Origin of the sequence: Rhodococcus sp. A14 (genome assembly GCF_011603105.1) — a bacterium.
Classification (GTDB): Bacteria; Actinomycetota; Actinomycetes; order Mycobacteriales; family Mycobacteriaceae; genus Rhodococcus_F; species Rhodococcus_F opacus.
The window spans coordinates 80,505-105,366 of sequence record NZ_JAAOQS010000014.1; the positions used below are offsets into that span (position 1 = coordinate 80,505).

Sequence of the window (24,862 nt, forward strand, 5' to 3'; positions counted from 1 at the left end):
AATGACGTGTGAATGAAACGGAGCTGGAAGAACGGTCAGCTCGAACACATACCCGAGGCGGTTCGGCACAGATCGACATGCCGACGGCACCAGTGAGCAATCATTGTGCTCCCAGCCTGCGATGCCATGTGGTCATACTAGCGCGTCTCGCGAAAAACGCGTCTCCGGCACCGGATTCCACTGGCCGCTCTCCTTGGCGTAGGTCCAGCTCCTGCGCCCCGCCACCAGCGTGCGCACCGCGTCGACCAGCCGATCCACGTCCCCGGAGCAGCTTCCGAGACCCACACTCACTCGCACGGCGCCGTCGGGCCGGCCGAGGCGTCCCAGCAGCGGATGGGCGCAGAACCGCCCGTCGCGAACTCCGATTCCGTGTTCGGCGGAGAGGTAGGCGGCGATCTCTCCGGGTTCGAACCCGTCGATCGTGAACGTCACGATCCCCACGGTGTCGGGGGCGTCCGACCACAGCCGCAGGAACTCCAGGCCGTCGACGGAGCCGAGGCCGTCGAGGAGGCGGCGGGTGAGCGCCGCCTCGTGTTCGGCCACCGTGCCGAAGTCCAGCTCGGACAGCGCATCGCACGCGGCGGCGAGCGCCGCCGCGCCGAGCACGTTGGGGGTTCCCGCCTCGTGCCGGGCAGGGGCGGGCGCCCACTGGGTGGATTCGACGGTCACGTTCCGGACCGCGCCGCCGCCTGCGAGGTAGGGCTCGGCGGCGTCGAGCCAGTCCCGGCGGCCGACCAGCACGCCGGCGCCGAAGGGTGCATACAGCTTGTGCCCGGAGAAGGCGAGGTAGTCGACGCCCCACTCCTCGACGTCGATGCGGCGGTGCGGCGCGAGCTGAGCGGCGTCGACGAGAATCCGTGCGCCGCAACGATGCGCCACCTCGGCGAGGGCTGCGATCGGCAGCACCTCGCCCGTCACGTTGGACGCTCCCGTCACCGCGAGCAGGGCGGTGGGCTTGGAGCACAGTTCGGCGACGAGCAGGCGGACGGTCTCGTCCAGCGTGTCCGCCGCCTGAACGACGCGAGAGTTCTTCCACGGCAGCAGGTTCGCGTGGTGCTCGATGTCGAGGACCACGGTGCTGCCGGGGACGCAGCCGGCGAGCAGATTCAGCGAGTCGGTCGTGTTCCGGGTGAAGACCACCACCTGGTCCTCGCCCGCTCCGACGAACCGGGCCACCGAGTCGCGGGCCTTCTCGTAGCACTCGGTCGACACCCGCGACGCGTAGCCGGCGCCGCGATGCACGCTGGAGTACGTCGGAAGCAGCGCCCCGATTCGATCGGTCACCTGCGCCAACGCCGGCGCACTGGCGGCGTAGTCGAAGTTGACGTACGCGCAGTCGCCACCTTGAACGAGCGGAACCCGCAGGTCGGAGCCCGAAACCTGGGCCAGGGGGGCAACACACACGTCAGCGGTCAATACAGCAGTCATCACGACATCCCTCGTAGTCAGGGACTCGTCGCAGGGTCGGTGCCCTCTCGGAGTCCGCGCTTGCCGGGTCCGGTATGGACCTCAGCCTGGTCGTCACCCGGAGCACCCCGCCGCGGTGGAGGGTTGCCGACCAGCAAGCCGGGGCTTGACGCTGGTACTCGTGACCTGTTTCGAAGATTGCAGGATCGACGCGCAGTTGTCAACCCGAAATCCGGGAGCGTCCGGGATCCGGGGTGAGAACTCGCGTCAGTTGGGGGTCACCCCGAGGAGCGGGGCGAGCTGATTGGCAATCGGGTTGAGGTCCAACTTGTTCGGATCCTTCTTGGGGGTGGAGTCCCACGGCTGCACGGTGGCGGGGTCTCCGAACACGATCCGGTTCGCGCTCCGGACACCGGTGAGACTGCCCTGCGGAGCTTCGCAGGATGCGGCGGTGTTCTGCGGGAAGTCCTGCTGCGTGTCGTCGAAGTTCGGGTCGTTCCGCTTCATCTCCTGGAGGATCGCCTGGGTACCCTCGTAGCCGACGGTGCACGACGGCGGATTGTTGGTCTCTGCCACCAGGCCCAGGTGAACGGTTCCGTCGTCGGGCGCAATGGTCGAAGACGCGGCCGCCACGCCGGGCAAATACACGAACAGCGTCTGCAGGGCGGTGGCCTGCACCGAGATCGCCTTCGCCGTGGCGGACAGGTTGGCGAGGTTCGTCGTGGCACCCGGCCCGGCCTCCGAGACGAGTTGCCCTAGTCGATCGCTCGCCGGATTTCCGTTGTCGATCAGCCGCCGGACGTCCGGGTCGCTGCTGCGCAGCCGATCCGCGAGCGAGTCCAGGTCGGCGCTGAAATCCTTGATCGCCGACGACTGTTCGGACTGCGTTCCCAAGACGGTGCGGCCGTCGCGCACCAAAGCCACTGTCCGATCGAGCGATTCGGCGCCCGACGCCGACAGCCCGGACAACGAATCCGCGAGCGACTGAAGGTCTTCACCCTTGCCGTCGAACGCCGCCCCGAGCAATTCTTCGACGGGAACCGGCGTCGACGTGTCGGCGGCGGCGATACGGGATCCGTCCGTCAGGTACGGAGCGAGCGACGCGATGCGATTCTGAAGGCCAGCGCCACGGCCATTGCCCAACGAGGTATCCGCGGGCTTCGCGTCAACGATGTCGCGGAGGTCGCGGGCGTGTCGCCGGGACTGCTGTACTACCACTTCAAGGATCGCATCGGCCTCCTCGAGGCCGCCCTGAACCACATCAACGACCGTGCCCGCGCCTACCGCAGCGAGGGTGAGGGATCCGGCGACTCCGCTCGCGACCGGCTCACCCGCTCCCTCCTCGGCGAGATCCAGGACCGTCCCGAGGTCGTGGAGAACTCGTTGGCCTGGAACGAGTTACGCGCCTCCGCCGTGTACGAGGAGGCGCTGCGGGAGCCGCTCGCACGGACCACCGCGGCGTGGGTGTCGGAGATCGCCGACGCGATCACGCAGGCGCAGGTCACGGGCGAGATCTCCCGCTCGCTCGACCCCCAGGCCACCTCGGTCACGATGACCGCCCTTGTCGAGGGCCTGTCCGGGCGGTGGCTCTGCAAGGAGATCTCCACCGAGGACGCCCGCTCCCATCTGCTCGGCGCGATCGACGTCGTGATGTCCGAGCCCACCCCCCGCACTCCCGACACTCCCGTCACATCCAGACCGAAGGAATAACGATGACCATTCGCACGATCACCGCACTGCCCGCACCGTCCTCACCGGCGCGCTTCACCGAATCCGCCCGCACGCCGCTGCGGGTCGGGCTGGTGCAGCACCGCTGGCGTCCCGATGCGGACGCACTGCGCACCGAATTGACCGACGCGATCGGTGAGGCCGCCGCACTCGGCGCCGAGGTGGTGTTCCTGCCGGAACTCACGTTGTCGAAGTACCCCGCCGACACCCGCGCGACCGGGGCCCCCGGCCGCGACGCCGAGGACCTCACGACCGGACCCACGTACAGTTTCGCGGCCGCCGCCGCTGCCCGGCACGGCGTCTGCGTCCACGCTTCCCTCTACGAACGAGCCGACGGCCCGGACGGTCTCGGTTTCAACACCGCCATCCTCGTCGCCCCGTCCGGCGAATTGCTCTCCCGCACCCGCAAGCTCCACATCCCCGTCAGCGCCGGCTACTACGAGGACACCTACTTTCGCGGCGGTCCCGCCGACGACGCCTACCCCGTCTACCGCTCGGCCGAACTGGGCGGTGCCGCACTCGGTTTGCCGACGTGCTGGGACGAGTGGTTCCCCGAAGTCGCGCGGATGTATTCGCTCGGCGGCGCCGAGATCCTCGTCTACCCCACGGCGATCGGGTCGGAGCCGAGCGCCCCGTCCTTCGACACCCAGCCGATCTGGCAGCACGTGATCGTCGGAAACGGCATCACCAATGGCACATTCATGGTGGTCCCGAACCGCTGCGGCAACGAGGGCGGCATCGACTTCTACGGTTCCTCGTTCATCTCCGACCCGTACGGCCGCGTGCTCGTGTCGGCTCCCCGCGACGAGGAGGCGGTCCTGGTGGCCGATCTCGACCTCGATCAGCGGAAGGACTGGCTCGATCTCTTCCCGTTCCTGACCACCCGCAGGCCGGACACCTACACCCGGCTGACGGATCCCGTGGACCACGAGCACCCCTACGGACTTCCGACGACGGTATCGGCCTCGGAGACCCGGTCATGACCTGGCGGATGCCGAGCGAGACCGAACCGCAGGAACGGGTGTGGATGGCGTTCCCGCCCCTCGGGGCCTCGATGACCGCGACCGCGGACGACGCGCACGAGGCGCGAACCGCGTGGACGGCAGTCGCCCACACGATCGCCGAATTCGAACCGGTCACCATGGTCGTCGATCCGGCGGATCGGAACGTCGCCCGGCAATACCTGTCCTCGGACGTGGACGTGGTCGAGGCTCCCCTCGACGACGCCTGGATGCGCGACATCGGACCCACGTTCGTCCTCGACGAGGACGACCGCCTCGGTGCCGTCGACTGGACGTTCAACGGCTGGGGACAACAGGGGTGGGCGACCTGGGATCGCGACCGGTCGATCGGCGCGGCCGTCACCCGGTGGTCCGGTGCGCAGCCGGTCCCGTCGTCGATGGTCAACGAGGGCGGCGGGATCCAGGTCGACGGTCGCGGAACCGTGCTCGTCACCGAGACCGTGCAACTGGACCCGCTGCGCAACCCCGGCCTGGACGCGGCGGGAGTCGAGGCGGAACTCGCGCGCACGATCGGCGCCGAACACGTCGTCTGGCTCCCCCGCGGCCTCACGCGAGATTCCGAGAAGTTCGGCACCAAGGGGCACGTCGACATCGTCGCGGCGCTGCCCGCACCCGGGGTGGCCCTCGTGCACTCCCAGCGCGACCGATCCCACCCCGACCACGAGGTGTCCGCCGAGATCCTGAAAGTTCTGTCCGACAGCCGTGACCGTTCCGGTGCGCCGTGGCGGATCGTCGAGGTACCGGCCCCGACGGTCCTGCGTGACGAGGAGGGCTGGGTCGACTACAGCTACATCAATCATCTCGTCGTCAACGGCGGCGTCATCGCGTGTGGCTTCGACGACCCTCACGATGCCCTCGCCCGCGACATCCTGTCGAGCGTCTACCCCGGTCGCCGCGTCGTCACGGTCGATGCCCGGCAGATCTTCGCGCGGGGCGGCGGCATCCACTGCATCACCCAGCACCAGCCTCGCGGGCGGATCTAGCGGGCACTGTTCTCGCGGTCCACTTCCGCGAGCCGCCTCGCCAGGAATCGCCGGGTCGGTTCGTTCGCCGCCAGGCCGATCGCGGCGCGGTACTCCGCATTCGCCTCCGCGGGCCTGCCCGCTCGGCGCAGCAGGTCGGCGCGGGTCGCGTGCACGGTGTGCGTCCGCGCCAGCCTCGGCTCCCCGGCGAGCGCGTCCAACTCTGCTAGGCCGGCGTCGGGGCCGTCGCGGAAGCTCACTGCGACAGCACGATTGAGACGAACGGTGGGCGAGTCACCGTACGTGCCGAGTTCGTCGTATCCCGCGACGACGGCGTTCCAATCGGTGGCCGCCCAGTTCGGCGCCGTCGCGTGGGCGGCCGCGATCGTGGCCTGCGCGCCGTACGGACCCCCTCCCCTGCGCCGTGCGGCCCGCAGGCACACGACACCTTCCTCGATCTTCGCCCGGTCCCAGCGCCGACGGTCCTGCTCCTCGAGGGGGACGAGATCACCCACGACGTCCGTTCGCTGAGCGCGCCTGCTGTCGTGAAACAGCATGAGCGCCATCAGCGCCCACGCCTCACCCTCGTCCGGCATCAGCTCGCACAGCAACCGGCCGAGCCGCAGCGCCTCCTCGCAGAGTTCGTCCCGGATCGCGGTGTCGCCGGACGTCGCCGAATAGCCCTCGGTGAACACCAGATAAATGCAGGCGAGCACCTGCGGGGTGCGCTCGGGCAGCAGATGGTCGGGCGGGACCCGGAACGGGATACCGGCCGTCCGGATCTTCGACTTCGCACGGCTGAGCCGTTGGGACACGGTCGGTTCCGGGGCGAGGAACAACCGGGCGATCTCCGCGGGCCTCAACCCGGCCACCAGGCGGAGAGTCAACGCGACCTGCGACTCCGGGGACAGCGCGGGATGGCAGCACGTGAACATGAGCCGCAACTGATCGTCACGCACCGGCCACACCTCTTCCTCGTCCGGAGGGGGAACGAGCCGCGCCGCATCGTGCTCCTTGTCGCCGCGCAACGACTCCCGGCGCAACCGGTCCAGTGCCCGGTTGCGGGCGACGGTCGTGATCCAGGCTCCAGGGTTCTTCGGCAGGCCCGCCTCCGGCCAGCTGCGGATCGCCTCGGCGAACGCCTCCTGCACCGCGTCTTCGGCGAGGGACAGGTCGCCGACCATCCGTGCCACGGTGGCCAGCGCCCGACCGGACTCCTCCCGGAAGACGCGGCTCAGCGTGTCGCCGTCCATTACTCGGCGTAGTCGACGATCTGCCGGAGTTCGATGCAGCCCTTCGGCGTCACCGGAATCTTCGCCGACAACGCGATCGCACTCTCCCGGTCGTCGGCTGCGAGCACGTACAGGCCGTTCGCGACCTCGGCTGTCTCGGCGAAGGGGCCGTCGGTGAGAAGAAGTTCCCCGTCCCGAACGCGGATCGTCGTCGCGGAGTCCGGCGGATAGAGGGCCCCGCCGCCACGCACCGCGGACCCGGCGAGCCGACCGAACTTCTCGTGCTCGGCCATTCCCTCGTCCCACTGGGGTGTGCCCGGCGCCACCGCCGCCGCCACCGGTTCGCGGAGCAGCGCCATCCAGCAGCCTGTCTGATCGGTCACGGGCATCCACTCGAACATCGGCCACAACTCGATGATCGCCTCGGGGATGTGCCGCGCCAGATTCAGCACCTCGTCCAGGTCCGGCCCCTCGAGGACGTAGAAACCACCGATCACCTCCGCGGTCTCCGCGAACGGACCGTCCGTGATCAGCGCACGGCCGCCCTCGTTCCGGATGGTGGCCGCCTCCGCGCTCGGATACAGGGCACCACCTCCGACGATCGCGGAGCCCGCTCTCTCCGTGAACGCCTGGTGGCGCGCAACGGCCACCGCGAACTCCGGACTATCCGGTGCCCATTCGGTGGCGTTCTTCTCGTCCGCCAGCAATGCCAGGTAGTACATGAGGTGATCCTTCCTCGAAAAGAAGGAACTCGGGTGCTCCTTCTGACCAGACGACGAAGAAGAGGGACGAACTTCGACACGTGCGGCGAGAGAACCGGCAACTGCGGGTGAAGAATGGACGACGAAGCCCTACGAACCACCAACTGTTCACCATCTGGCCACTTGATCGTGAGATAACGAGCCGTACGCATCACCACCCTCAGAGAAGGAATTCTGGATTGTCTCTCCAGTCGCCGACGGATTCGGACCTGTCGCTCCGTATACCCCGGGAATTCCTCCGCCGTGAATTCGCACCGGCGCCGCGCACTCTCGTCGACATCCTGTTCGCGACGGCCGAGGCGAACCCCGAAGCCCCGGCGATCGACGACGGCTCGACGTCGCTCACCTACCAGGAACTGCTCGAGGAGATCCGGCAGACCGCGGAGGTCCTGGCCGAATCAGGAGTCGGGGCCGGCGATCGCGTCGGAATCCGAATGCCATCCGGATCCTGCTCGCTCTACGTCGCGATCCTCGCGACGCTCGCCGTCGGCGCCGCCTACGTGCCGGTCGACGCGGACGACCCCGAGGAACGCGCCGAACTCGTGTTCGGCGAGGCGCAGGTCCGGTGCGTGATGACCGGCACCGGGATCACCGCGGGTACCGCCCCCGACAGGGCCGAGTCGCCGAGCGCCCGTCCGCCGACCGTCGACGATGACGCCTGGATCATCTTCACCTCCGGTTCCACCGGCACCCCCAAGGGTGTCGCGGTGAACCATCGCAATGCGGCGGCGTTCGTGGATGCCGAAGCCCGGATGTTCCTTCAGGAAGACCCGATCCGGCCCGGCGATCGGGTGCTGGCCGGACTGTCGGTCGCGTTCGACGCGTCCTGCGAGGAGATGTGGCTCGCGTGGCGTCACGGCGCCTGCCTCGTTCCCGCGCCCCGGTCCCTGGTGCGCAGCGGCATGGACCTCGGCCCGTGGCTCGTCGCGCGCGATGTCAGCATCGTCTCGACGGTGCCGACCCTCGCGTCGCTGTGGCCCGCCGAGGCCCTCGAGGCCGTGCGCCTGCTGATCTTCGGCGGCGAGGCCTGCCCACCCGAACTGGCGGAGCGTCTCGCCGTCGACGGACGCGAGGTATGGAACACGTACGGGCCCACCGAGGCGACCGTCGTGGCGTGCGGCGCCCTGATGGACGGCAAGAGTCCGGTCAGTATCGGCCTCCCGCTCGACGGCTGGGACCTCGCGGTGGTCGACGCAACCGGTGAACCCGTCCCCGAGGGCGACGTGGGCGAACTGGTCATCGGCGGTGTCGGTCTGGCCCGGTACCTCGACCCGCAGAAGGACGCCGAGAAGTACGCACCGATGCCGACCCTCGGCTGGGATCGCGCGTACCGCAGTGGCGACCTCGTCCGCCTCGACCGACGCGGACTGCTGTTCCAGGGTCGCGCGGACGATCAGGTGAAGCTGGGCGGCAGGCGGATCGAACTGGGCGAGGTCGACAACGCCCTGCAGAACCTTCCCGGCGTCAGCGGCGCCGCCGCGGCCGTGCGCAGGACCGGAGCCGGTCACCAGATCCTCGTCGGCTACCTGGTCAGCACCAACCCCGACTTCGACCTCAAGGCGGCGCACACCGCGCTCACCGAGCAACTGCCGGCGGCGCTGGTCCCCCGGTTGGTCCTGGTCGACGAACTGCCCACCCGCACGTCCGGCAAGGTCGACCGGAACGCCCTGCCCTGGCCCCCGCCAGGTATCGACGACGCCGCGGAGAAACTGGGTCTCGAAGGCACGCAGGCCTGGGTCGCGGGGCTGTGGACGGCGATTCTCGGCGCCGAGATCACGGGCCCCGACGACGACTTCTTCGAGCTCGGCGGCGGATCCCTCTCGGCAGCCCAGCTGGTCACGGCGCTGCGCGAACGGTTCCCCGAAGTGACGGTCGCGCAACTCTACGACCATCCGCGGCTCGGTTCGCTCGCGGAATACCTCGACGAGCTGGCGCCGATCGACGCCGCCGAACCCCGCATCGTCACACCGACTCCGCGTCGGAGCCAGCTCGCGCAGATCGCGGCCACGGTTCCGCTCACCACGCTCACTGGCCTGCAGTGGGTCACGTGGCTGGCCATCGCGAACAACGCCTTCTCGTGGTTCACGACGGTGTCGTGGGCGCCCACGGTGTCGTGGTGGTGGATTCTGCTCGCGTTCTTCGCGTTCATCAGCCCGGTCGGCCGGATGGCGATCTCCGTGATCGGCTCACGGATCCTGCTGCGCGGACTCGAGCCGGGAACGTATCCCCGAGGCGGCAGCGAACACCTGCGACTGTGGGTGGCGCTGCGCCTGACCGAGGCCAGCGGCGCCGCGAACCTGTCGGGCGCGCCGTGGATGCTCTACTACGCGCGGGCGCTCGGCGCCACGGTCGGCAAGGGCGTAGACCTGCACACGCTGCCGCCGGTCACCGGCATGCTCGAGCTCGGCGACGGTTGCTCCATCGAACCCGAGGTCGACCTGTCCGGGCACTGGGTGGACGGCGACGTCGTCCACATCGGTGCGATCAAGATCGGTCCGGGTGCGTCGGTGGGCGCCCGGTCCACGCTGATTCCCGGCGCCACCATCGGGCGAAACGCCGAAGTCGAGGCAGGTTCCGCCGTGTTCGGACGCGTCAAGGCCAATCAGCACTGGGCCGGTTCACCGGCGGTCAAGGTCGGCAAGGCCGTCCACCCGTGGCCCGAGGAGACCCCGCGCCGCGCCGCGTACTGGGTTCCCGCGTTCGGCGTGACGTCGATGCTCATCGCCGGACTGCCGATCTTCGCCCTCGTCGCCGGCATCCTGGTCATCGGCTGGTGGATCCGCGACGCCGGCACGATCGGATCCGCCGTACTCCAGTCGCTGGTGGTCCTTCCCGTCGCGACGCTCGTCAGCCTCGCCGTATTCGCCCTCCTCACGGTCGTGTCCGTCCGGCTGCTGTCCATCGGGCTGCGTGAGGGCTACCACCCGGTCCGCAGTCGCATCGGCTGGCAGGTGTGGGCCACCGAACGACTCATGGACTCCGCCCGCACGTTCCTGTTCCCGCTGTATGCGAGCCTCCTGACGCCGGGATGGCTGCGGTTGCTCGGCGCCCGGATCGGCAAGAACGTCGAAGCGTCGACCGTCCTCATGCTGCCGAAGTTCACCACCGTGGCGGATGGCGCATTCCTCGCCGACGACACGATGATCGCGAGTTACGAACTCGGCGGCGGCTGGATGCACATCGAACACGCGAAGGTCGGCAAGCGCGCCTTCCTCGGCAACTCCGGGATGACCGGTCCGGGTCGGCGCGTGCCCAAGAACGGTCTCGTCGCTGTGCTCTCGGCCACGCCGTCGAAGGCGAAATCCGGTTCCTCCTGGCTGGGCAGTCCCCCGGTCCGTCTCCGCAGGGCGCCCGGCGACACCGACGCCTCCCGCACGTTCCGTCCCCCGGTCCGGCTCAAGATCGCCCGCGCGGTCGTGGAGACGTGCCGCCTCATCCCGGTGACGGTGACGTTCGGAATCGGCCTCGGTGTGCTGTTCGCGCTGCAGGTGATGGCTCACCACATCGGCTTCTGGCTCGCAGCGCTGGCCAGCGGTGTCGTCCTCCTCGTCGCGGGCGCGGTCGCCGGGCTGATCTCCGTGATCGCGAAGTGGCTGGTGGTGGGTCGGATCGGGAAGATCGAACACCCGCTGTGGAGTTCGTTCGTGTGGCGGAACGAGGTGTCAGACGCCTTCGTGGAGACCGTCGCCGCACCCTGGTTCGCCCGTGCCGCCACGGGCACCGCCGTCCTCAACGTCTGGTTGCGGGGTCTCGGAGCCACCATCGGCAAGGGTGTGTGGTGTGAAACCTATTGGCTCCCCGAGGCGGATCTCGTGACGCTGGGCGACGGCGCGACTGTGGAACGGGGGTGTGTCGTGCAGACTCACCTGTTCCATGATCGGATCATGTCCATGGACACCGTCATCCTCGGAGCCGGCGCCACCCTCGGCCCGCACTGTGTCGCGTTGCCCGCCGCCCGGATCGGCGAAGGCGCCACGGTCGGCCCGGCCTCACTCGTCATGCGCGGCGACACCGTGCCGCCGTCCACGCGGTGGCAGGGAAACCCGATCGCCCCCTGGGCGGCCACGTGAAGTCCGACAAGGGGATCGACGAGCCGGTCGACCCGTACCTCCCCCAGAACGGAAACCGCGGATACCGGGTGTCCCGGTACGAACTCGACCTCACCTACAAGGTTCACAGCAACCGGCTGGCAGGCAAGGCCACGATCACCGCGGTCACCACGGAGGCCCGCTCCCGGTTCGCCCTGGATCTGGCGTCCAACCTGCACGTCACGAAGGTCGCGGCCAACGGTTCCCGCAACACGAAGTGGTTGCACCGGAACGGCAAGCTGATCGTCACGCCCGCGCAGGCGATCCCCGCGGGCGGCGCCCTCGTGCTCACCGTCCAATACGGGGGTTCGCCGAAACCGATCCGCAGTGTGTGGGGTGAGGTCGGCTGGGAGGAGCTGTCCGAGGGCGCGCTCGTCGCCAGTCAGCCCAACGGGGCGGCGTCCTGGTTCCCGTGCGACGACCACCCGAGTTCGAAGGCGAGTTACCGCATCGCGATCACGACCGATTCGCCGTATTTCACGGTGGCCAACGGTGCGCTGGTCAGCAAGCAGACCCGGGCCAGCCAGACGACGTGGGTGTACGAGCAGACCGAGCCGATGGCGAGCTACCTGGCCACCATCCAGATCGGACCGTACGAACGCCGGAGCCTCGGTTCCGGCGGTGTGCCCATGTTCGCCGTCCACCCGCCGCGGCTGCGTCCGACGTTCGACGTGGACTTCGGCCGGCAGCCTCAGATGATGGACGTGTTCTCCCGGTTGTTCGGCCCCTACCCGTTCGCGGATTACACGGTGGTCGTGACGGACGACGAGTTGGAGATCCCGCTCGAGGCGCAGGGACTGTCGATTTTCGGCGCCAACCATTGCACCGGCCGGCGCTGGTCCGAACGTCTGGTGGCGCACGAACTGGCCCATCAGTGGTTCGGCAACAGCCTGACGCTCGGCCAGTGGCGCGACATCTGGCTGCACGAAGGCTTCGCCTGTTACGCGGAGTGGATCTGGTCGGAGAATTCCGGTGGACATTCCGCGCATCAGCTCGCCCTGCAGGCGCATCAGGGCCTGGCCCGCAAACCACAGGATCTGGTGATCGCCGATCCGGGACCGCAGCTGATGTTCGACGACCGCGTCTACAAGCGCGGCGCTCTCACACTCCACGCCTTGCGACGCCGGCTCGGCGACGACAAGTTCTTCGGGTTGCTGCGGCAGTGGACGCTGGCCCATCGCCACTCCACCGTCACGAGCGAGCAGTTCACCGACCTGGCCACCCACTACACCGACGAGCCGCTGCGCCGGCTGTGGGATTCCTGGCTCGGCGAGAAGACCCTGCCGCCGATGTGAGCTGCGCTCACTCCGGGTGCGGCAGGTGCGCGCGCCACTTCGTGAGGGCGAGCGCGAGACAGCCCGCGGCCGCGACCGCGCCGAAGACGAACATTCTCGGGTACGTCACCGCCGGGAACGTCTCGGACAGGTAGGCCATCACGGCGGGCGTCCCGAATCCCAGGTACGTGAGCGAGTAGAAGACGGCGGTCAAGCCGGCCAGGTCGTCCGGTCCCGCGATCCGCTGAATCTCCTGCAGTCCCGACACCATGGCCATGCCGTATCCGCAGCCGAGCACGACGGCGGCGGCGAGCGCGAGCGGAACGGTCAGCGCCGACGCGGCGATGGCGGCGACGCCCATTCCGGCGAGGACGACGACGAGTGACACCACGACGGCACGCGCGTTGCGGGGGGTGTCGATCTTGCGGCCGAGTGCCTGGATCGCGAATCCCGCCCCGAGGCCGACCATGCACATGAGCGCCGAGAACGCGAGCGGCAGCCCACCGGTGTTCCCGGACATCAGCGACGGCAGCACCGCGTAGGCGGCGGCCGCCGTACCGAACACCCACGGGGCGAGCGGTGCGATCACGAACAGGAATCGCTTGTGGGCGGCGGACGGGATCGCGAGGTCGCGGGCGAGCGAGACACGTTCGGAGACCGGCTGGGCCGCCCGGGTCTCCGGGGCCCGCCACAGGGCGACGGCAGCGGCGACGGCGATCGCGCTGTGCACGACGTAGGACAGGACACTCGGCAGTGGCGCCCACTGCGCGAGGACGCCGGCGACGCCCGCGCCGAGGCCGAATCCGCCGGTCAAGCTCATCGCTGCCCGTCGCGCACCGGCACCGTCCGTCGCCGCGGGATCCCACGGCGCGGAGGACAGTTCCTTCACCCAGCTGCCGCCGACGGCCATGCCGAGGCCGAGCGCGACCCCGCACAGGACGCGGCCGACGATGATCATCGCCGCGGAATCGGCGCCGAGGGCCAGGAGCGTGGAACCGGCGATCGTCAGGAACGGTGCCGGGAGCAGGATCGGCCGCCGTCCCAGCCGGTCGGAGAGTGGCCCGCCGAGGAGCAGGGCGGGCACGATCCCGACAACGTAGGCGAACAGGAACAGATCGACCGTGACCGGCGAGAAGCCGTGATCGGCGCGGTACATGCCGAGCAGCGGCGTGAATTCGTTGCCGCCCCACGCGACCGCGAACATGGTCGCGGCCACCAGCAGCCACGCGCGCGGCGACGCGAGGGCCTCGGGCACCTCCATCGGGGATTCGCGGACGACGGTCATCGCGCAACTCCTCTCGGGTTGAGGGCGTGGACCTGGCGCATGTGGACGAGCACCGCGGCGTCGAACCCGGCGGCGTCACCCGCCTCGACGAGTTCGGTCAGCTGCTCGTGGTCGGCGATGATCCTGGGCAGCTGTCCCGGGTCACGGGTGATCGAGTGTGCCGTCATGCGGCGCTGACGCTCGCGGATGCTGGAGTAGAACGTCGCGAGCAGCGGATTCTCGCCCGCCTCGACGATCATCCGATGGAAGTCGGCGTCGGCGGCGCTGAAGGCGGCGACGTCGCCGCGCTCGGCGATCTCCCGCTGCTCCACGAGGTTCTCGCGCAGGCGGGCGACGAGGAGTTCGCGGGCGTGGGGCTGGTCGGCCAGCACCCGGACGCTGTGCGTCTCGACGAGCTGGCGGGCGTCGACCACGTGTTCCGCCTCGCCGTCCGCGACGGGCACGATGAGCGCGCCCCGCTTCGGGTACAGCCGCATCCAGCCCTCGGACTCGAGCCGGAGAAAGGCTTCGCGCACCGGGGTACGGCTGAGCCCCATGCGTCCGGCGATCTCGCCCTCGCTGATCAGCTCACCGCCGGGCAGACCGCCCGACAGGATGAGCTCCTTGACCTCGCGATAGGCCTGCTCCGCGGCGGAATACAACATAGACACAAGATGTATTTATACTCCGGAGCCGGGTGCGGGTCTATGCGCGGACAGCCACTGTGAGCTCTATCTCCACGGGGGCGCCGGACGGCAGGGCGTACACGCCGATCGCGCTGCGCACCGGCAGCGCGTCGAGTCCCAGGCATTCGACCAGCACGTCGGACGCGCCGTCGGCCACCGCGGACAGTTCGCGGAAGTCCGGGGTACACGCGACGAAGACGCTCATGCGCAGACACCGGGAGATGGCCGCCGTTCCGCCGACAGCCGCGGCGACGGCGGCGATCGCGTTTCTCGCCGCGACCCCGGCCGCCTCCCGGGCCCGCGGGATGTCCAGGTCCCGTCCGACGATGCCGGTAACCGTCAGCACCCCGTCGCGGCGTGGCGTCATGCCGGCGCTGTACGCGATCCCGTCGTGCACGACGGCGGGAATGTAGCGGCCCTGTGGTCGTGGGGCGGCGGCGAGGGATTCCTGCTCAGACACCAAGTGCTATTCCTTCCTGGCGGGGGTCGGCGGCGCCGGACAGCAGGCCGCGCGCTGCGTCGAGGGTGATGATCTGCGCGCTTCCACCGGCGGCCCACGGACCCTGCAGTGCGACGTCGTGACCCAGGCGCTCCAACTCGGTGCGCACCTCCTCCGGAATGCGGGACTCGCAGCGCAGTTCCGCCGGGCGACCGACCACATCGGCGTCACTGCCGGGGAAGACGGTGAAGCGGGGTGCCGCGACGGCCTCCGCGGGGTCGAGCCCGTGATCGAGCAGGTGCGAGATCAGTTGCATGTTCCATTGCACCTGCCCGTCCCCGCCCGGGGTGTTTCCGACGTGCAGGAGATTCCCGGACGTATCGGTGATCACCCACGCGTTGAGGGTGTGCAGCGGTTTACGCCGCGGCGCCGCGGCGTTGGGATGCCCCGGGATCAGATAGGCGCCGCGGCCGTATCGGTTGTTCAGCACCACTCCGGTGCCGGGGACGGTCATCTTGGCGCCGAACGTGAAGGCGAGCGAGTGGATGAAGCTGACGGCGCGTCCGTCGCAGTCCACCGCGACGGTCGAGGTGGTGTCTCCGGCGCTGACGCTGAAGGCGCCGGACGACGCCCGGCGGCCGTCCAGCCGGTCCCTCGCCGCTCCGATCGCGGCCGGCTCGAGCACGTCCTTCCACCCGTCGTTGCCGGCACCGCACGTCGCGAACCGATCCTCGAAGGCCAGACGGGCTGCTCTCGCCATGCGATCGATGGCCGGAGCGGTGAGCCACGGGGAGAAGCCGACGACGCCGTCGTTCAGCGCCGCCTGCTGGAGCACCATCCATCCGGGGGTGGGCAGGGGTGTCTGGTGAACGACAGCACCGGCGTAGTTTCCGCTGATCGCGGCCTCCGGTCGCACGTCGGCGCCTGCCGCCCACTCGTCCCCGCCGAACGGCGCCCCACCGGCGCGGAGCGCCTCGACAGCCTGCCGCGCGAACGAACCGGTGTAGAAACCGTGCACGTCGCGCGCGAGCGCACGAATGGACCGGGCGAGGTCGCGCTGCGGCAGCAGCTCCCCGACCTGCGGCAACCGTCCGCCCGGGAGATACACCGCACGCAGTCCGGGGTCGGCGGCGATCGCGGTCTGCGCTTCTCGCACGTCGTCGCGAGTCTTGGCCGAGCAGGGAAGCCCCTTCTCCGCTGCGCGCACCGCCGGCGCCCAGAGGTCCGTCAGCGAGCGCGTGGCGCCACCCGCGTGCAACGCGCCGAGGGCGGCCGGCGCCCCGGGAACCGCCACCGCCAGTGCCCCGTCGAGGGGAATCGACCGCAGCCCACGTTCGGTGTAGAAGTCCACGTCACCGCCGTCGGGTCCGAAGCCGCTGCCCCCGACCGTCCACACCGATCCGTCCGGTTCGCGGACGACGGCGAACGCGTCACCGCCGATCCCGCATTGCCCCGGCAACGTCAGCCAGGTCATCGCGGCCATGGCCAGCGTCGCGTCGATGGCGTTGCCTCCGTCGGCCAGTACGCGGGCACCTACCGTGCTCGCCGCGGGATGACTGGACGAGACCATGCCGTCGGCGGAGAGGGTGGACGGTCGAGGGTTCACTTCATGCACCCCCGCGCGGCCCGCCGGCGCGGGATGGAACTGGTGTCGTCGGGGTCGATGCCGACGAAGATCTCGCCGTCACGTTCCTCGACCGGGTAGGTCTTGATCGCCACCGTCGCCGGTGGGCACACGGGTTCCCCGGTCTCCAGATCGAATACGCTTCCGTGGCAGGAGCATCCGATGCCGTCGTCGACGAGTTTCCCGGACGAGAGCAGGCAGTCCAGGTGCGTGCAGTAGTTGGAGGTTGCGTAGGCCTTCCCGTTCAGGCGGGCCACGGCGAATTCGTGGTCGCCGGCGAAGAAGCGGCGCACGATGCCTTCGGAAACCTGTCCGGAGCGCGCAACGCGAGTGAATTCCATGGTCTTCTCCCTCTGTCGACAGGTAGGTCTCAGACCGAAGGGCTGACGTAGACGGTCTTTTCGGCTTGATAGAACTGCATCATCGACTCGCCCGCCTGTTCCTTGTGGGTTTGCGTGCTCGACGCCTTGTAACCACCGAACGGCGCGTTCATGCTCATGCCGGTGGTGGGCTGATTGATCTTCACCAGACCCGATTCGGAACGGCCCGCGAACGCGAGTGCCTTGGTCACGTCGTTGGTGACGATTCCCGCGCTGAGCCCGAATTCGGTGTCGTTCGCGAGTGCGACCGCCTCGTCGAAGCCGGAGGCCCGCAGGAAGACCAGCAGTGGCCCGAACACTTCTTCCGTGACCACCCGCATGTCGGGGCTGCCACCGGCGAACACGGTCGGGACGGCGAAATAACCGTTCCCACTGTCGAGACTTACTCCGCCACAGATCAGTTCGGCGCCTTCGTCGCGGCCGATCTGCACGTACTCGAGGAACTTCGAGAGCTGTCCCGCGCTCGCGAGAGCCCCCATGCCCACACCCGGGTCTGCGCCCGGGCCGACGGTGATCCCTTCGGCGAGTTCCACCACGCGGTCCAGCAACCGGTCGTGGATCGCGTCCACCGCGATCACCCGGCTGGTGCCCGTGCACGCCTGCCCGGACAAGCCGAAGGCGCCCTTGACGATCAGTGCGGCCGCCTTGTCCACGTCGGCGTCGCCCAGGACCACCACAGGGTTCTTGCCGCCCATCTCGAGCTGACTGCGGCGAGACGGACCCACTGCCGCATGGATCGCACGGCCCACGTGAGTGGATCCCGTGAACGTCACGGCATCGACGCGTTCGTCCGCCGCGACCGCGGCACCGGCACGACCGGAACCCTGGACCAGGGCGAGGGCACCGGCCGGAAGTCCCCCGGCCAGCAGCGCCTCGACCAGTCGCTGTCCCATCAGCGGCGTGAGTTCGGACGGTTTGAACACCACGACGTTTCCTGCGGCCAGCGCCGGTCCGAGTTTGCGCGACGGAATGTTGAGCGGGAAGTTCCAGGGGGTGATCGCCCCGACGATTCCGACGGGTTCGCGCAGGGTGATGACGAGTCCCTCACCCGGGGTGGGGTATGTACTGCCGGTGGTGCGGAGCGCTTCACCGGCGTAGAAGCGCAGGTTCATCGGTGTGCGGCCGACTTCCATGGTCGCCTCGGCCAGGGTCTTGCCCTCCTCGCGGACGAGTTCGTCGACGAGTTCGCCTGCCCGCGCCTCGAGGTGTGCGGCCGCGGCCTCCAGGATCGCCGCGCGGCGTTCCGGGGGCGTCGCGGCCCACTGCGGCGCCACCTTGGCCAGCGCGCTGACGGCGGCATCCACGTCCGCCTCGGTCGAATCCGGGAACACGCCGATCACGTCGTCGTGATCCGCGGGATTGCGCCGCTCGAACGTCGCTCCGGAAAACGACGGGACCCACTGCCCGTCAATGAGATTGAGTCCCTCGATCATGACACCGTCACCAATTCCTCGTCGTCGTCCATCAGGTCGAACAGGTCGACGTCCTGATCCGCCAACCGGCCCGGCGCGATCGACCGGCCGATCAGTTCTCTGGCGGCGCTGATCTCGTCGCCGCGGTCGAGTGCGAAGGCGCCGCGCACGACCCCGCTGTCCAGATAGAAGGCGGTGAACTCGCCGTCGTCGGCGCTGCCGCGGAAGACCAGGTCGGTGTAGCGGGCGGTGCCGGTGAACTGGATGTTCTTGCCGAACTGGTCGGACCAGAACCAGTGCGCGGGGTCCACCACCCCGACGCGTCCGAGCATGAGGTTCGCGGTCGCCGCCCCCTGCTTGCTCGCGTTGTCGAAGTGTTCGACGCGAACATGCCTGCCTGCCGCGTCGGAGAATCGCGCTGCCACGTCGCCGGCGGCGTAGACGTGTGGAATCGATGTCCGCCCCTGTGCATCCACGAGGATCCCGCCGTCGACGGCCAGTCCGGAGGCCTGCGCGACCTCGACGTTGGGGACGATACCGATGCCCACCACCACGACGTCGGCCTGAAGCACCTCGCCGCCCTGGAGGGCGATGAGCACGCCGTCCGGCCGGGTCGTCACGGTGTCGACCCGCACGCCGGCGCGGACGGTGACTCCGTTCTCCCGCTGCAATCGCGTGCAGACGTCGCCCATCTCGGCTCCGAGGATTCGAGCGAGTGGCACCGCGGCCGCCTCGAGAACGGTCACCTCGGCTCCCAGAGCCTTTGCAGTGGCGGCAATTTCGAGTCCGACGAAGCCTCCGCCGATCAGGACCAGGCCGATGCCGGGACGAAGGTGGGCGGCGAGCCGTTCGGCGTCGTCGATCGTCCTCAGGTAGTGCACCCGTTCGGACGCAGGCCCGTTCACCGGCATCGTGCGCGGTCTGCCGCCGGTCGCGACGAGCACGGCATCGGCCGCGATGCTCCGCCCGTCGGACAGGTCGACCGATCCGCCGCTCGGGTCGATCCGGGTCACCGTCGTGCCGGTGAGGAGTTCGACGTTCTGTTTCTCTCGCCACGCGTCGGGAAGCAGCATCAACGACTCGCGATCCTCCTGCCCGGCAAGGAATTCCTTGGACAGTGGTGGGCGCTGATACGGCGCGTGCGGCTCGTCGCCGACGAGGAGGATCCTGCCGTCGAACCCTCGGCGCCGCAGGGTGCGCGCCGCGACGGCAGCGGTCTGACCGGCGCCGATGGTGACGATGGTGTTCAACGTCATGGGGTCACTCGCTCTCTCAGTCGACTTCGGCGGGCGAAGTCGCGGTCTCGGCGTAATCGGGGCTGCGGGTGAGATCCACGTAGACGACGTCGTCCTCGACCTTCACCGCGTAGGTCGGCTGGCACAGGTCCTGGTCTTCCTCGTAGCCGGTGTCGAGGTCGAACGCCCACTGGTGGCCCGGGCAGATGACCCGCCCGTGCAGCAGGGTGCCTTTCGCCAGTGACCGATCCTGATGGATGCACAGATCACGAAAGGCGTAGATCCGGTCGTCGGCCTGGAACAGGGCGACCGCGGTGTCCCCGACCTCGACGCGAAGCTTCCGGCGACGGCCGAGCTCACGCACGGTGACCAGCCGGGTCCAGTTCGTCTCCATCGTTCTCTCCTGTCGGGCGAGTTGCCTGCGTCCGGAGGGGCCCGATGTGGGCCCCTCCCTTCGCACGGTCAGGCGGTCGCGAGCTCGAGGTCGGTCGCCACGTACGTGTCGTAGAGTCCCTTCGTGTACGAGAAGCGCATCTCGGCTCCCCACTGCACGAGTTGCAGGCAACGCTGCTGCAGTTGCGGGGTATCCGCGTGGTCGAGCACGATCTGGTATCCACGCTCACCGTGCACGACGTCCGACGTGATGTGCAGGTCGAAGAATTCGATCTCGTCCTCGGTGAACCCATACACCTCACGCAGAGGGATGATCTGCTTCTTGTAGATGCTCGGTACCTGCGACTCGAGTCCGACGACGAGCGCGGCGGTGGCCACGACGAAGTGCTCACGCTGCGAGACCGCGTAGCACCAGGACTGCAGACCACGGGTGATCGCGTTCATGTTCGACGGATCCTCGACACGTTCCTTCGTGGTGCCGCACGCCTCGGCGAACTTGATGAGGAGGTCGGTGTGCCGGATGTCGGCCAGTTCCTCCTCGTACATGTTCTGGAGGGTGAAATCCTTTGCATTGGTGAAGGTGTCGGGGGTGTTCGAGTAGATGTTCGCGAGGTAGTCGGCGAAGGGGCCGACGTAGTGGTAGTGGTTCTCCGCCCACCGCGCGAAATGGTGCTTCTCGAGCTTGCCCTCGGCCCACGCCTTGCTGAACGAGGCGTTCTTCGCCTCGCGGCCCTTGATGGCGTTCTCCAGAGCTGCGCGGAAATCGTCCCTGCCTAGAAGTTCGGTCATGATGTGCCTCGTCTTCCTCGAGTATGAGAATGGTTGGGGATGCTCCGACTGGAGTGAATTCGACGTTATCGACTCACGGCCTGCCCGACCACGGTCGAAGTGACTGCGTTGGAAGGGTTTCGATGTGCACGTTGTCGGCACATCGTGTCCATTCAGCTGGGTACTGCGGCGAGGGCTTCGAACTCGGCCAGCATCGCCGCTCCGACTGCCTTGTCCTGCTTGCCGCTTCCGCCGCTGATGCCTATGCCGCCGACGATCTGGCCGTCGAAGACGAGGGGAAATCCGCCGACGAACACCGCGAACTTGCCCGGCAGCATCTGGCTGATGCCGAATGCCTCGTTCCCGGGCAATGCCGGACCGTCGGGAGCCTCGTTGAACAGGTGCGTTGCCCGTTCGTGGCCGGCAGCGGTGAACGCTTTGGCGATCGCGATGTCGACGCCGGTGAGGCGCGCTCCCGGCAGTCGGTGCAGGGCGAGCACGTTGCCGCCGTCGTCGCAGACGCACAGGGTCTGCTTGACGCCGATTTCCTCGGCCTTCGCGCGTCCCGCGGCGAGCAGTGGGAGTGCGTCGTCGAGGGTGATTCGGTGAACCTGATGCATTGTCTTCTCCGTTGCGTATTCGGGAGGAAGTGATGCACCGATTTCTATCACCGGCATCACCGGCGGAACCATGGTCAAAATATCCGGCAATCTCGGCGAAATCAGGGCATAGTGCATAGGCAGTGCAGGCGCGCGCTCCGCCATACTGCACTTTTCGATGCCACCCGAGGAGGGTCCGTAGTGGACGACACCACGACACCGAACGCGGAGGACGAACGACTGTCGTTACGCGGCCTCCTGGAAGAGCCCCTGCTCGCGTCGGCCCGGCTGCTGTCCGGCACGGACGCCCCGAGCGGCCCGGTGACGTGGTGCCTGCCGTGGGGTGAGGTGATGAGCCGGCCCGATTCCCTCGCCGAGGTCGCTGTGTACACCCGGCCGGAAACCCTGTCCGCGCACGGACGTGAACTCGAATCGTTGGTGGCACGGGGAGCCGGGGTCCTTCTCGTCGACGGGTCGGCGCCCGCGGGCACGGTCTGGCCGACCGGACTCACGGTCGTGGAGCTGGGATTTCCCGTCGGTTTCACCGCACTCAACCGGCTTCTCGCCGAGCGCGCACTCACCCAGGAAGCGCACGTGATGCGCTATGCCCTCACGGTGCACCAGTCGCTCGCAGGGTTGCTGCACCGCGGAGCGGGCCTGCCGATGCTGATCCGCGAGGTGGCGACGCTGACCTCGGACGTCGCCGTCGCCCTGGACGTCCGGGGGCGGCTCCTCGCCCACGCGGGCCTCCCGGACACCGAGGACACGGGCACCGTCGCCCTGCTGGAGGCTCTCGCGGACGCCCTGCCGCGGCTCGAGGAATCACCACCGGCACGGATGCACAACGTTCACGTGCTCCGCCTGGAGCATCCGGACGGACTGTTCGCGCCCACGACGGCAGTCGCCGGGGCCATGCAGCTGGCCGGCCGCTACGAGGGCTGGATCGTGGTCGTCGTGCCCGGGGCGAACCCCCGCAGGCACGACATCGCACAGCACCGGGTGGTCGTCGAACAGGCCGGGACGATCATCGGCACCGAGATGCTCCGGCAGCGGAGCGTGGACGAGGCCGAGGAGCGGGCCCGCGGCGACTTCGTCCAGGCTCTGGTGCACGGCAACTTCGCCAACGACCACGACCTGCGCACCCGGGCCGCGCTGCACGAGATCGATCTGGACCTGCACTACATCGTGTTCGTCGCGCCCGGCCTCGTCGACCGGGCGTCGGGACGGCCCGGCGCGAGCATGGTCCGGCTGGCACGGTACGCCGCCGGCGTCCTCCCACGTCCGGGCGTACGTTCCCACGTCACCGTCATCGGCGACGTGCTCGTGGTGATCCGCTCGTTGACTTCCGTCGACACACCCGGCGTCGAATCCGAGATCAGCGAGTACGCGCACGCCATGTCGCTCGATCTCGAAACCCGTTTGGGTCAGCGGATCCCGGTGGCCCACGGACGTCCCGCGGCGGGCGCCCGCGATATCGGGGAAAGCTACCGCGAAGCCCGCATCACTCTGGGCATCGCCCAGCGGCTCGGGCTGTCCGGTTCGGTGGCGTACAACGACCTGCGCGGGTTCAGTGTGCTCGCCCGCGCGACCGACACCGACGAGAGCCGACGGCTCATCCGTGACGTTCTCGGCCCCCTCCGGGCGTCGAGTTCGCAGGCCGACACCGAGGAGTTGCTGTTCGCCTACCTCGAGGAGGGCGGCAACATCAACGCGGCCGCGCGGCGTCTCCGGATCCACCGGAACACGATGATCGCCAAGCTCGATCGCACGTCACGGCTCATCGGCATGGACATCCGGGAACCCGAGAACCAGTTCACGCTGTGGCTGGCTCTCCGTCTCGATCTGCTCTCCCAGGTGCAGGACACCGTCAACCACGAGATCGTGACCCGCTAGCCCTCAGACGGCCCCCGGGTTCTCGCCTGCGAACGTCCCGGCCAGTCCGGCGAGCACGACGAGTGCCGCCACGGCGAACAGCAGTCCGTACGGATCGGCCGCCAGGTGCGCGGCCACGCCCACCCAGGCGGCGCCCACCGCCGAGCCACCGAAGCGGATGAGGTTGAACAGTCCCAGACCGGTTCCGACGGCCCCCGCGGGCGATCGGGTCGAACCGGCCGCGGCGGGCGTCTGGACCATGCCGATCCCCACTCCGGCGACGACGAGCACGGCGCCGACGGCGATCGGGTTCCGGACATCGGCGGACAACGTGATCGCCAGTGCGACTTGACTACTGATCAACACCACCAGGCCGGACCGCATCACCACCCGGGCCCCGATCCTGTCGACGAGACGCCCGACGACCGGCGCCACGCACGTCATGACGACCGGCAGCACGAAGAGCATCAGCCCCGCCTGTGTGGTGGAACTGCCCGAGCCCGTCAGGTAGAGCGGAAGCGCAAGCAACAGCGCGCCCAGCGCGAACATCTGGGTGAAGGCGGCGAGAGCGCTACGCAGGAACCGCGATTCGATCACCAGGTCGATGGGCACGAACGGGTTCGCCGCCCGCCGGCAATGGACCACGAACCCCGCCGCGACGACGGCTCCGCCGCCGATCGTCGCGATGCTGACCCAGACGGGAACCTGCTCCATCGAGACGGTCGTGAGGCCGAGGATCAGCAGGACCGCTCCGAGCGTGACGGTGAACGCCCCGATCACGTCGAGCCGCATCTTCTTGCCTGGGTAGCGCGGGATGTAGCGGAGGGTTGCGGCGAACCCGATCAGCGCGACCGGCACCAGTGGCACGAAAGCCCACCGCCAGCCCCACCAGTCGCTGACAATTCCGCCCATCGACGGACCGACGGCCTGACCGATCCCGTTCACCGCCGCCCAGGCGCCGACGGCGCGCGCCCGCCGCGCGGGCCCGAACAGCCACGCGATCAGGCCCATGACCGCAGGCGCGAACGCCGCCGCGGCGATCCCGCCGAGCGACCGCCAGATCACGAGCACGGGCAGGGAGGGCGCGAGCGCCGCGCCGAGCGAACAGACCGCGGTTCCCAGCAGGGCGGCGCAGTACACGCGTCGGCGACCGAACCGGTCCCCGATCCACCCGGCCAGCGGCATTGTCGCCGCGAAGGTGAGGAGGAATCCGACGACGACGAAGATGCCGCTGCCGAGGCCGGCATCGAAGTCCGTGAGGATCGCGTTCAACGGGACGTTGACGATGTTGTTGCTGACCGTGCCGACGAACGTTCCGGCGAGCAGCGCCGCCAGCGCGGGCGACGTGCCGGGTCCGCGTTCGTCCCCCGCGGTTGCACTCTGAGCCTGACCGACCGCCGTGTTCATAGAGTCCACTTTCATCCGAGAATTCGTGTTCCGGCGTTGCCAGTTCTCGCCGGAAACCCTTGCCGCACTCCGCCCACCCAAATTTGGTTAGGCAAACCTAATTATGAACACGGGATTCCGTGAAATGGCCTCTGCCGAGCATTCCTTTACTTGCGCGTGACAACAAGCAATCCCGGCGAAAAATGCCGGGCACAATGCACAAATACGCTGGTTATCGATGTGCACTCTGGACGTTGACCCTGGAAAACGCCCCGCGCAGTATCACTGCACTGTGACTAGTGCCACTAGTCTGTACCTATTTCGAAGGGG

At 68.7% G+C, this 24,862-nt stretch carries 20 protein-coding genes, 1 pseudogene and 1 riboswitch; of the genes and pseudogenes, 6 read left to right on the forward strand and 15 right to left on the reverse strand.

Annotated features, from left to right (window positions below):
* Nucleotides 1–132 precede the first annotated feature (132 nt).
* Nucleotides 133–1,428 (reverse strand): aminotransferase class V-fold PLP-dependent enzyme, encoded by a 1,296-nt coding sequence (locus tag G9373_RS10845; RefSeq protein ID WP_043792216.1) that lies wholly within the window; start codon nt 1,426–1,428, stop codon nt 133–135.
* A 51-nt stretch (nt 1,429–1,479) separates the two neighbouring features.
* A riboswitch (SAM riboswitch) is annotated at nt 1,480–1,594 on the reverse strand.
* An 80-nt stretch (nt 1,595–1,674) separates the two neighbouring features.
* Nucleotides 1,675–2,499: pseudogene (locus tag G9373_RS10850) on the reverse strand (mammalian cell entry protein); the annotation flags it as partial.
* A gap of 18 nt (nt 2,500–2,517) precedes the next feature.
* On the opposite strand from G9373_RS10850, the gene G9373_RS10855 reads away from it, so the two are divergent.
* From G9373_RS10855 to G9373_RS10865, 3 genes are read left to right on the forward strand one after another with little or no spacing between them, the layout of a single operon-like run.
* On the forward strand, nt 2,518–3,117 hold the full coding sequence (locus G9373_RS10855; protein ID WP_167115119.1) for a TetR/AcrR family transcriptional regulator: 600 nt from the start codon (nt 2,518–2,520) through the stop codon (nt 3,115–3,117).
* Nucleotides 3,118–3,119: 2 nt separating this feature from the next.
* Nucleotides 3,120–4,118, forward strand: coding sequence for a nitrilase-related carbon-nitrogen hydrolase (locus G9373_RS10860; protein ID WP_133985985.1), 999 nt, complete (start codon nt 3,120–3,122; stop codon nt 4,116–4,118).
* Nucleotides 4,115–5,140, forward strand: a complete 1,026-nt coding sequence (locus G9373_RS10865) for an agmatine deiminase family protein (protein WP_054248292.1) — start codon at nt 4,115–4,117, stop codon at nt 5,138–5,140. The genes G9373_RS10860 and G9373_RS10865 overlap by 4 nt, the downstream gene beginning before the upstream one ends.
* On the opposite strand, the gene G9373_RS10870 is transcribed toward G9373_RS10865, so the two are convergent.
* Together G9373_RS10870 and G9373_RS10875 are read right to left on the reverse strand one after the other, a co-directional pair.
* The gene (locus G9373_RS10870) at nt 5,137–6,372 is read right to left on the reverse strand and encodes a sigma-70 family RNA polymerase sigma factor (RefSeq protein WP_054248291.1); all 1,236 of its coding nucleotides are present in this window, start codon (nt 6,370–6,372) and stop codon (nt 5,137–5,139) included. The genes G9373_RS10865 and G9373_RS10870 overlap by 4 nt on opposite strands.
* On the reverse strand, nt 6,372–7,073 hold the full coding sequence (locus tag G9373_RS10875; RefSeq protein WP_054248290.1) for a YciI family protein: 702 nt from the start codon (nt 7,071–7,073) through the stop codon (nt 6,372–6,374). Before G9373_RS10875 ends, G9373_RS10870 begins: the two co-directional genes overlap by 1 nt.
* Before the next feature lie 218 nt (nt 7,074–7,291).
* Between G9373_RS10875 and G9373_RS10880 the strand changes: the two genes are divergently transcribed.
* Nucleotides 7,292–11,182 (forward strand): Pls/PosA family non-ribosomal peptide synthetase, encoded by a 3,891-nt coding sequence (locus G9373_RS10880; protein WP_054248289.1) that lies wholly within the window; start codon nt 7,292–7,294, stop codon nt 11,180–11,182.
* The gene (locus G9373_RS10885) at nt 11,179–12,495 is read left to right on the forward strand and encodes a M1 family metallopeptidase (protein WP_169695416.1); all 1,317 of its coding nucleotides are present in this window, start codon (nt 11,179–11,181) and stop codon (nt 12,493–12,495) included. Before G9373_RS10880 ends, G9373_RS10885 begins: the two co-directional genes overlap by 4 nt.
* A gap of 7 nt (nt 12,496–12,502) precedes the next feature.
* On the opposite strand, the gene G9373_RS10890 is transcribed toward G9373_RS10885, so the two are convergent.
* From G9373_RS10890 to G9373_RS10935, 10 genes are all read right to left on the reverse strand, one after another.
* Nucleotides 12,503–13,759, reverse strand: coding sequence for an MFS transporter (locus G9373_RS10890; RefSeq protein ID WP_005570956.1), 1,257 nt, complete (start codon nt 13,757–13,759; stop codon nt 12,503–12,505).
* Nucleotides 13,756–14,403: a GntR family transcriptional regulator gene (locus tag G9373_RS10895; protein ID WP_005262092.1), complete on the reverse strand. Its 648-nt coding sequence runs from the start codon at nt 14,401–14,403 to the stop codon at nt 13,756–13,758. Before G9373_RS10895 ends, G9373_RS10890 begins: the two co-directional genes overlap by 4 nt.
* 40 nt (nt 14,404–14,443) lie before the next feature.
* Nucleotides 14,444–14,884 (reverse strand): RidA family protein, encoded by a 441-nt coding sequence (locus tag G9373_RS10900; protein WP_005262091.1) that lies wholly within the window; start codon nt 14,882–14,884, stop codon nt 14,444–14,446.
* Nucleotides 14,877–16,469 carry a gamma-glutamyltransferase gene (locus G9373_RS10905; RefSeq protein WP_167115102.1) on the reverse strand — a complete coding sequence of 531 codons (1,593 nt, stop codon included), beginning with the start codon at nt 16,467–16,469 and terminating at the stop codon, nt 14,877–14,879. The genes G9373_RS10900 and G9373_RS10905 overlap by 8 nt, the downstream gene beginning before the upstream one ends.
* Nucleotides 16,466–16,828, reverse strand: coding sequence for a non-heme iron oxygenase ferredoxin subunit (locus G9373_RS10910; RefSeq protein WP_005262088.1), 363 nt, complete (start codon nt 16,826–16,828; stop codon nt 16,466–16,468). Before G9373_RS10910 ends, G9373_RS10905 begins: the two co-directional genes overlap by 4 nt.
* A 29-nt stretch (nt 16,829–16,857) precedes the next feature.
* Entirely contained in the window at nt 16,858–18,300 is a 1,443-nt protein-coding gene (locus G9373_RS10915) for an aldehyde dehydrogenase family protein (RefSeq protein ID WP_167115105.1), read from the reverse strand.
* A complete protein-coding gene (locus G9373_RS10920; protein WP_167115108.1) occupies nt 18,297–19,535 on the reverse strand; it encodes an FAD-dependent oxidoreductase in 1,239 nt (412 codons plus the stop codon). Before G9373_RS10920 ends, G9373_RS10915 begins: the two co-directional genes overlap by 4 nt.
* Nucleotides 19,536–19,551: 16 nt before the next feature.
* On the reverse strand, nt 19,552–19,908 hold the full coding sequence (locus G9373_RS10925) for a Rieske (2Fe-2S) protein (RefSeq protein WP_005245022.1): 357 nt from the start codon (nt 19,906–19,908) through the stop codon (nt 19,552–19,554).
* A 68-nt stretch (nt 19,909–19,976) separates the two neighbouring features.
* On the reverse strand, nt 19,977–20,696 hold the full coding sequence (locus tag G9373_RS10930) for an iron-containing redox enzyme family protein (RefSeq protein ID WP_005245024.1): 720 nt from the start codon (nt 20,694–20,696) through the stop codon (nt 19,977–19,979).
* A 152-nt stretch (nt 20,697–20,848) separates the two neighbouring features.
* Nucleotides 20,849–21,295 carry a heme-binding protein gene (locus G9373_RS10935; RefSeq protein ID WP_167115111.1) on the reverse strand — a complete coding sequence of 149 codons (447 nt, stop codon included), beginning with the start codon at nt 21,293–21,295 and terminating at the stop codon, nt 20,849–20,851.
* Between the two features lie 180 nt (nt 21,296–21,475).
* Here G9373_RS10935 and G9373_RS10940 point away from each other — a divergent pair, with 180 nt between their 5' ends.
* Nucleotides 21,476–23,167 (forward strand): helix-turn-helix domain-containing protein, encoded by a 1,692-nt coding sequence (locus G9373_RS10940; protein WP_005262082.1) that lies wholly within the window; start codon nt 21,476–21,478, stop codon nt 23,165–23,167.
* 3 nt (nt 23,168–23,170) lie between these two features.
* Here the strand turns inward: G9373_RS10940 and G9373_RS10945 are convergent, their stop codons facing one another.
* Nucleotides 23,171–24,553: an MFS transporter gene (locus G9373_RS10945; RefSeq protein WP_005262081.1), complete on the reverse strand. Its 1,383-nt coding sequence runs from the start codon at nt 24,551–24,553 to the stop codon at nt 23,171–23,173.
* Nucleotides 24,554–24,862 lie beyond the last annotated feature (309 nt).

Coding starts and splice junctions, on each gene's coding strand:
- G9373_RS10845 (WP_043792216.1), bottom strand. CDS start 1,428: ATGACTGCTGTATTGACCGCTGACGTGTGTGTTGCCCCCCTGGCCCAG.
- G9373_RS10925 (WP_005245022.1), bottom strand. CDS start 19,908: ATGGAGACGAACTGGACCCGGCTGGTCACCGTGCGTGAGCTCGGCCGT.
- G9373_RS10895 (WP_005262092.1), bottom strand. CDS start 14,403: ATGTTGTATTCCGCCGCGGAGCAGGCCTATCGCGAGGTCAAGGAGCTC.
- G9373_RS10870 (WP_054248291.1), bottom strand. CDS start 6,372: ATGGACGGCGACACGCTGAGCCGCGTCTTCCGGGAGGAGTCCGGTCGG.
- G9373_RS10875 (WP_054248290.1), bottom strand. CDS start 7,073: ATGTACTACCTGGCATTGCTGGCGGACGAGAAGAACGCCACCGAATGG.
- G9373_RS10890 (WP_005570956.1), bottom strand. CDS start 13,759: ATGACCGTCGTCCGCGAATCCCCGATGGAGGTGCCCGAGGCCCTCGCG.
- G9373_RS10930 (WP_005245024.1), bottom strand. CDS start 20,696: ATGACCGAACTTCTAGGCAGGGACGATTTCCGCGCAGCTCTGGAGAAC.
- G9373_RS10915 (WP_167115105.1), bottom strand. CDS start 18,300: ATGATCGAGGGACTCAATCTCATTGACGGGCAGTGGGTCCCGTCGTTT.
- G9373_RS10910 (WP_005262088.1), bottom strand. CDS start 16,828: ATGGAATTCACTCGCGTTGCGCGCTCCGGACAGGTTTCCGAAGGCATC.
- G9373_RS10945 (WP_005262081.1), bottom strand. CDS start 24,553: ATGAACACGGCGGTCGGTCAGGCTCAGAGTGCAACCGCGGGGGACGAA.
- G9373_RS10935 (WP_167115111.1), bottom strand. CDS start 21,295: ATGCATCAGGTTCACCGAATCACCCTCGACGACGCACTCCCACTGCTC.
- G9373_RS10920 (WP_167115108.1), bottom strand. CDS start 19,535: ATGACGTTGAACACCATCGTCACCATCGGCGCCGGTCAGACCGCTGCC.
- G9373_RS10860 (WP_133985985.1), top strand. CDS start 3,120: ATGACCATTCGCACGATCACCGCACTGCCCGCACCGTCCTCACCGGCG.
- G9373_RS10865 (WP_054248292.1), top strand. CDS start 4,115: ATGACCTGGCGGATGCCGAGCGAGACCGAACCGCAGGAACGGGTGTGG.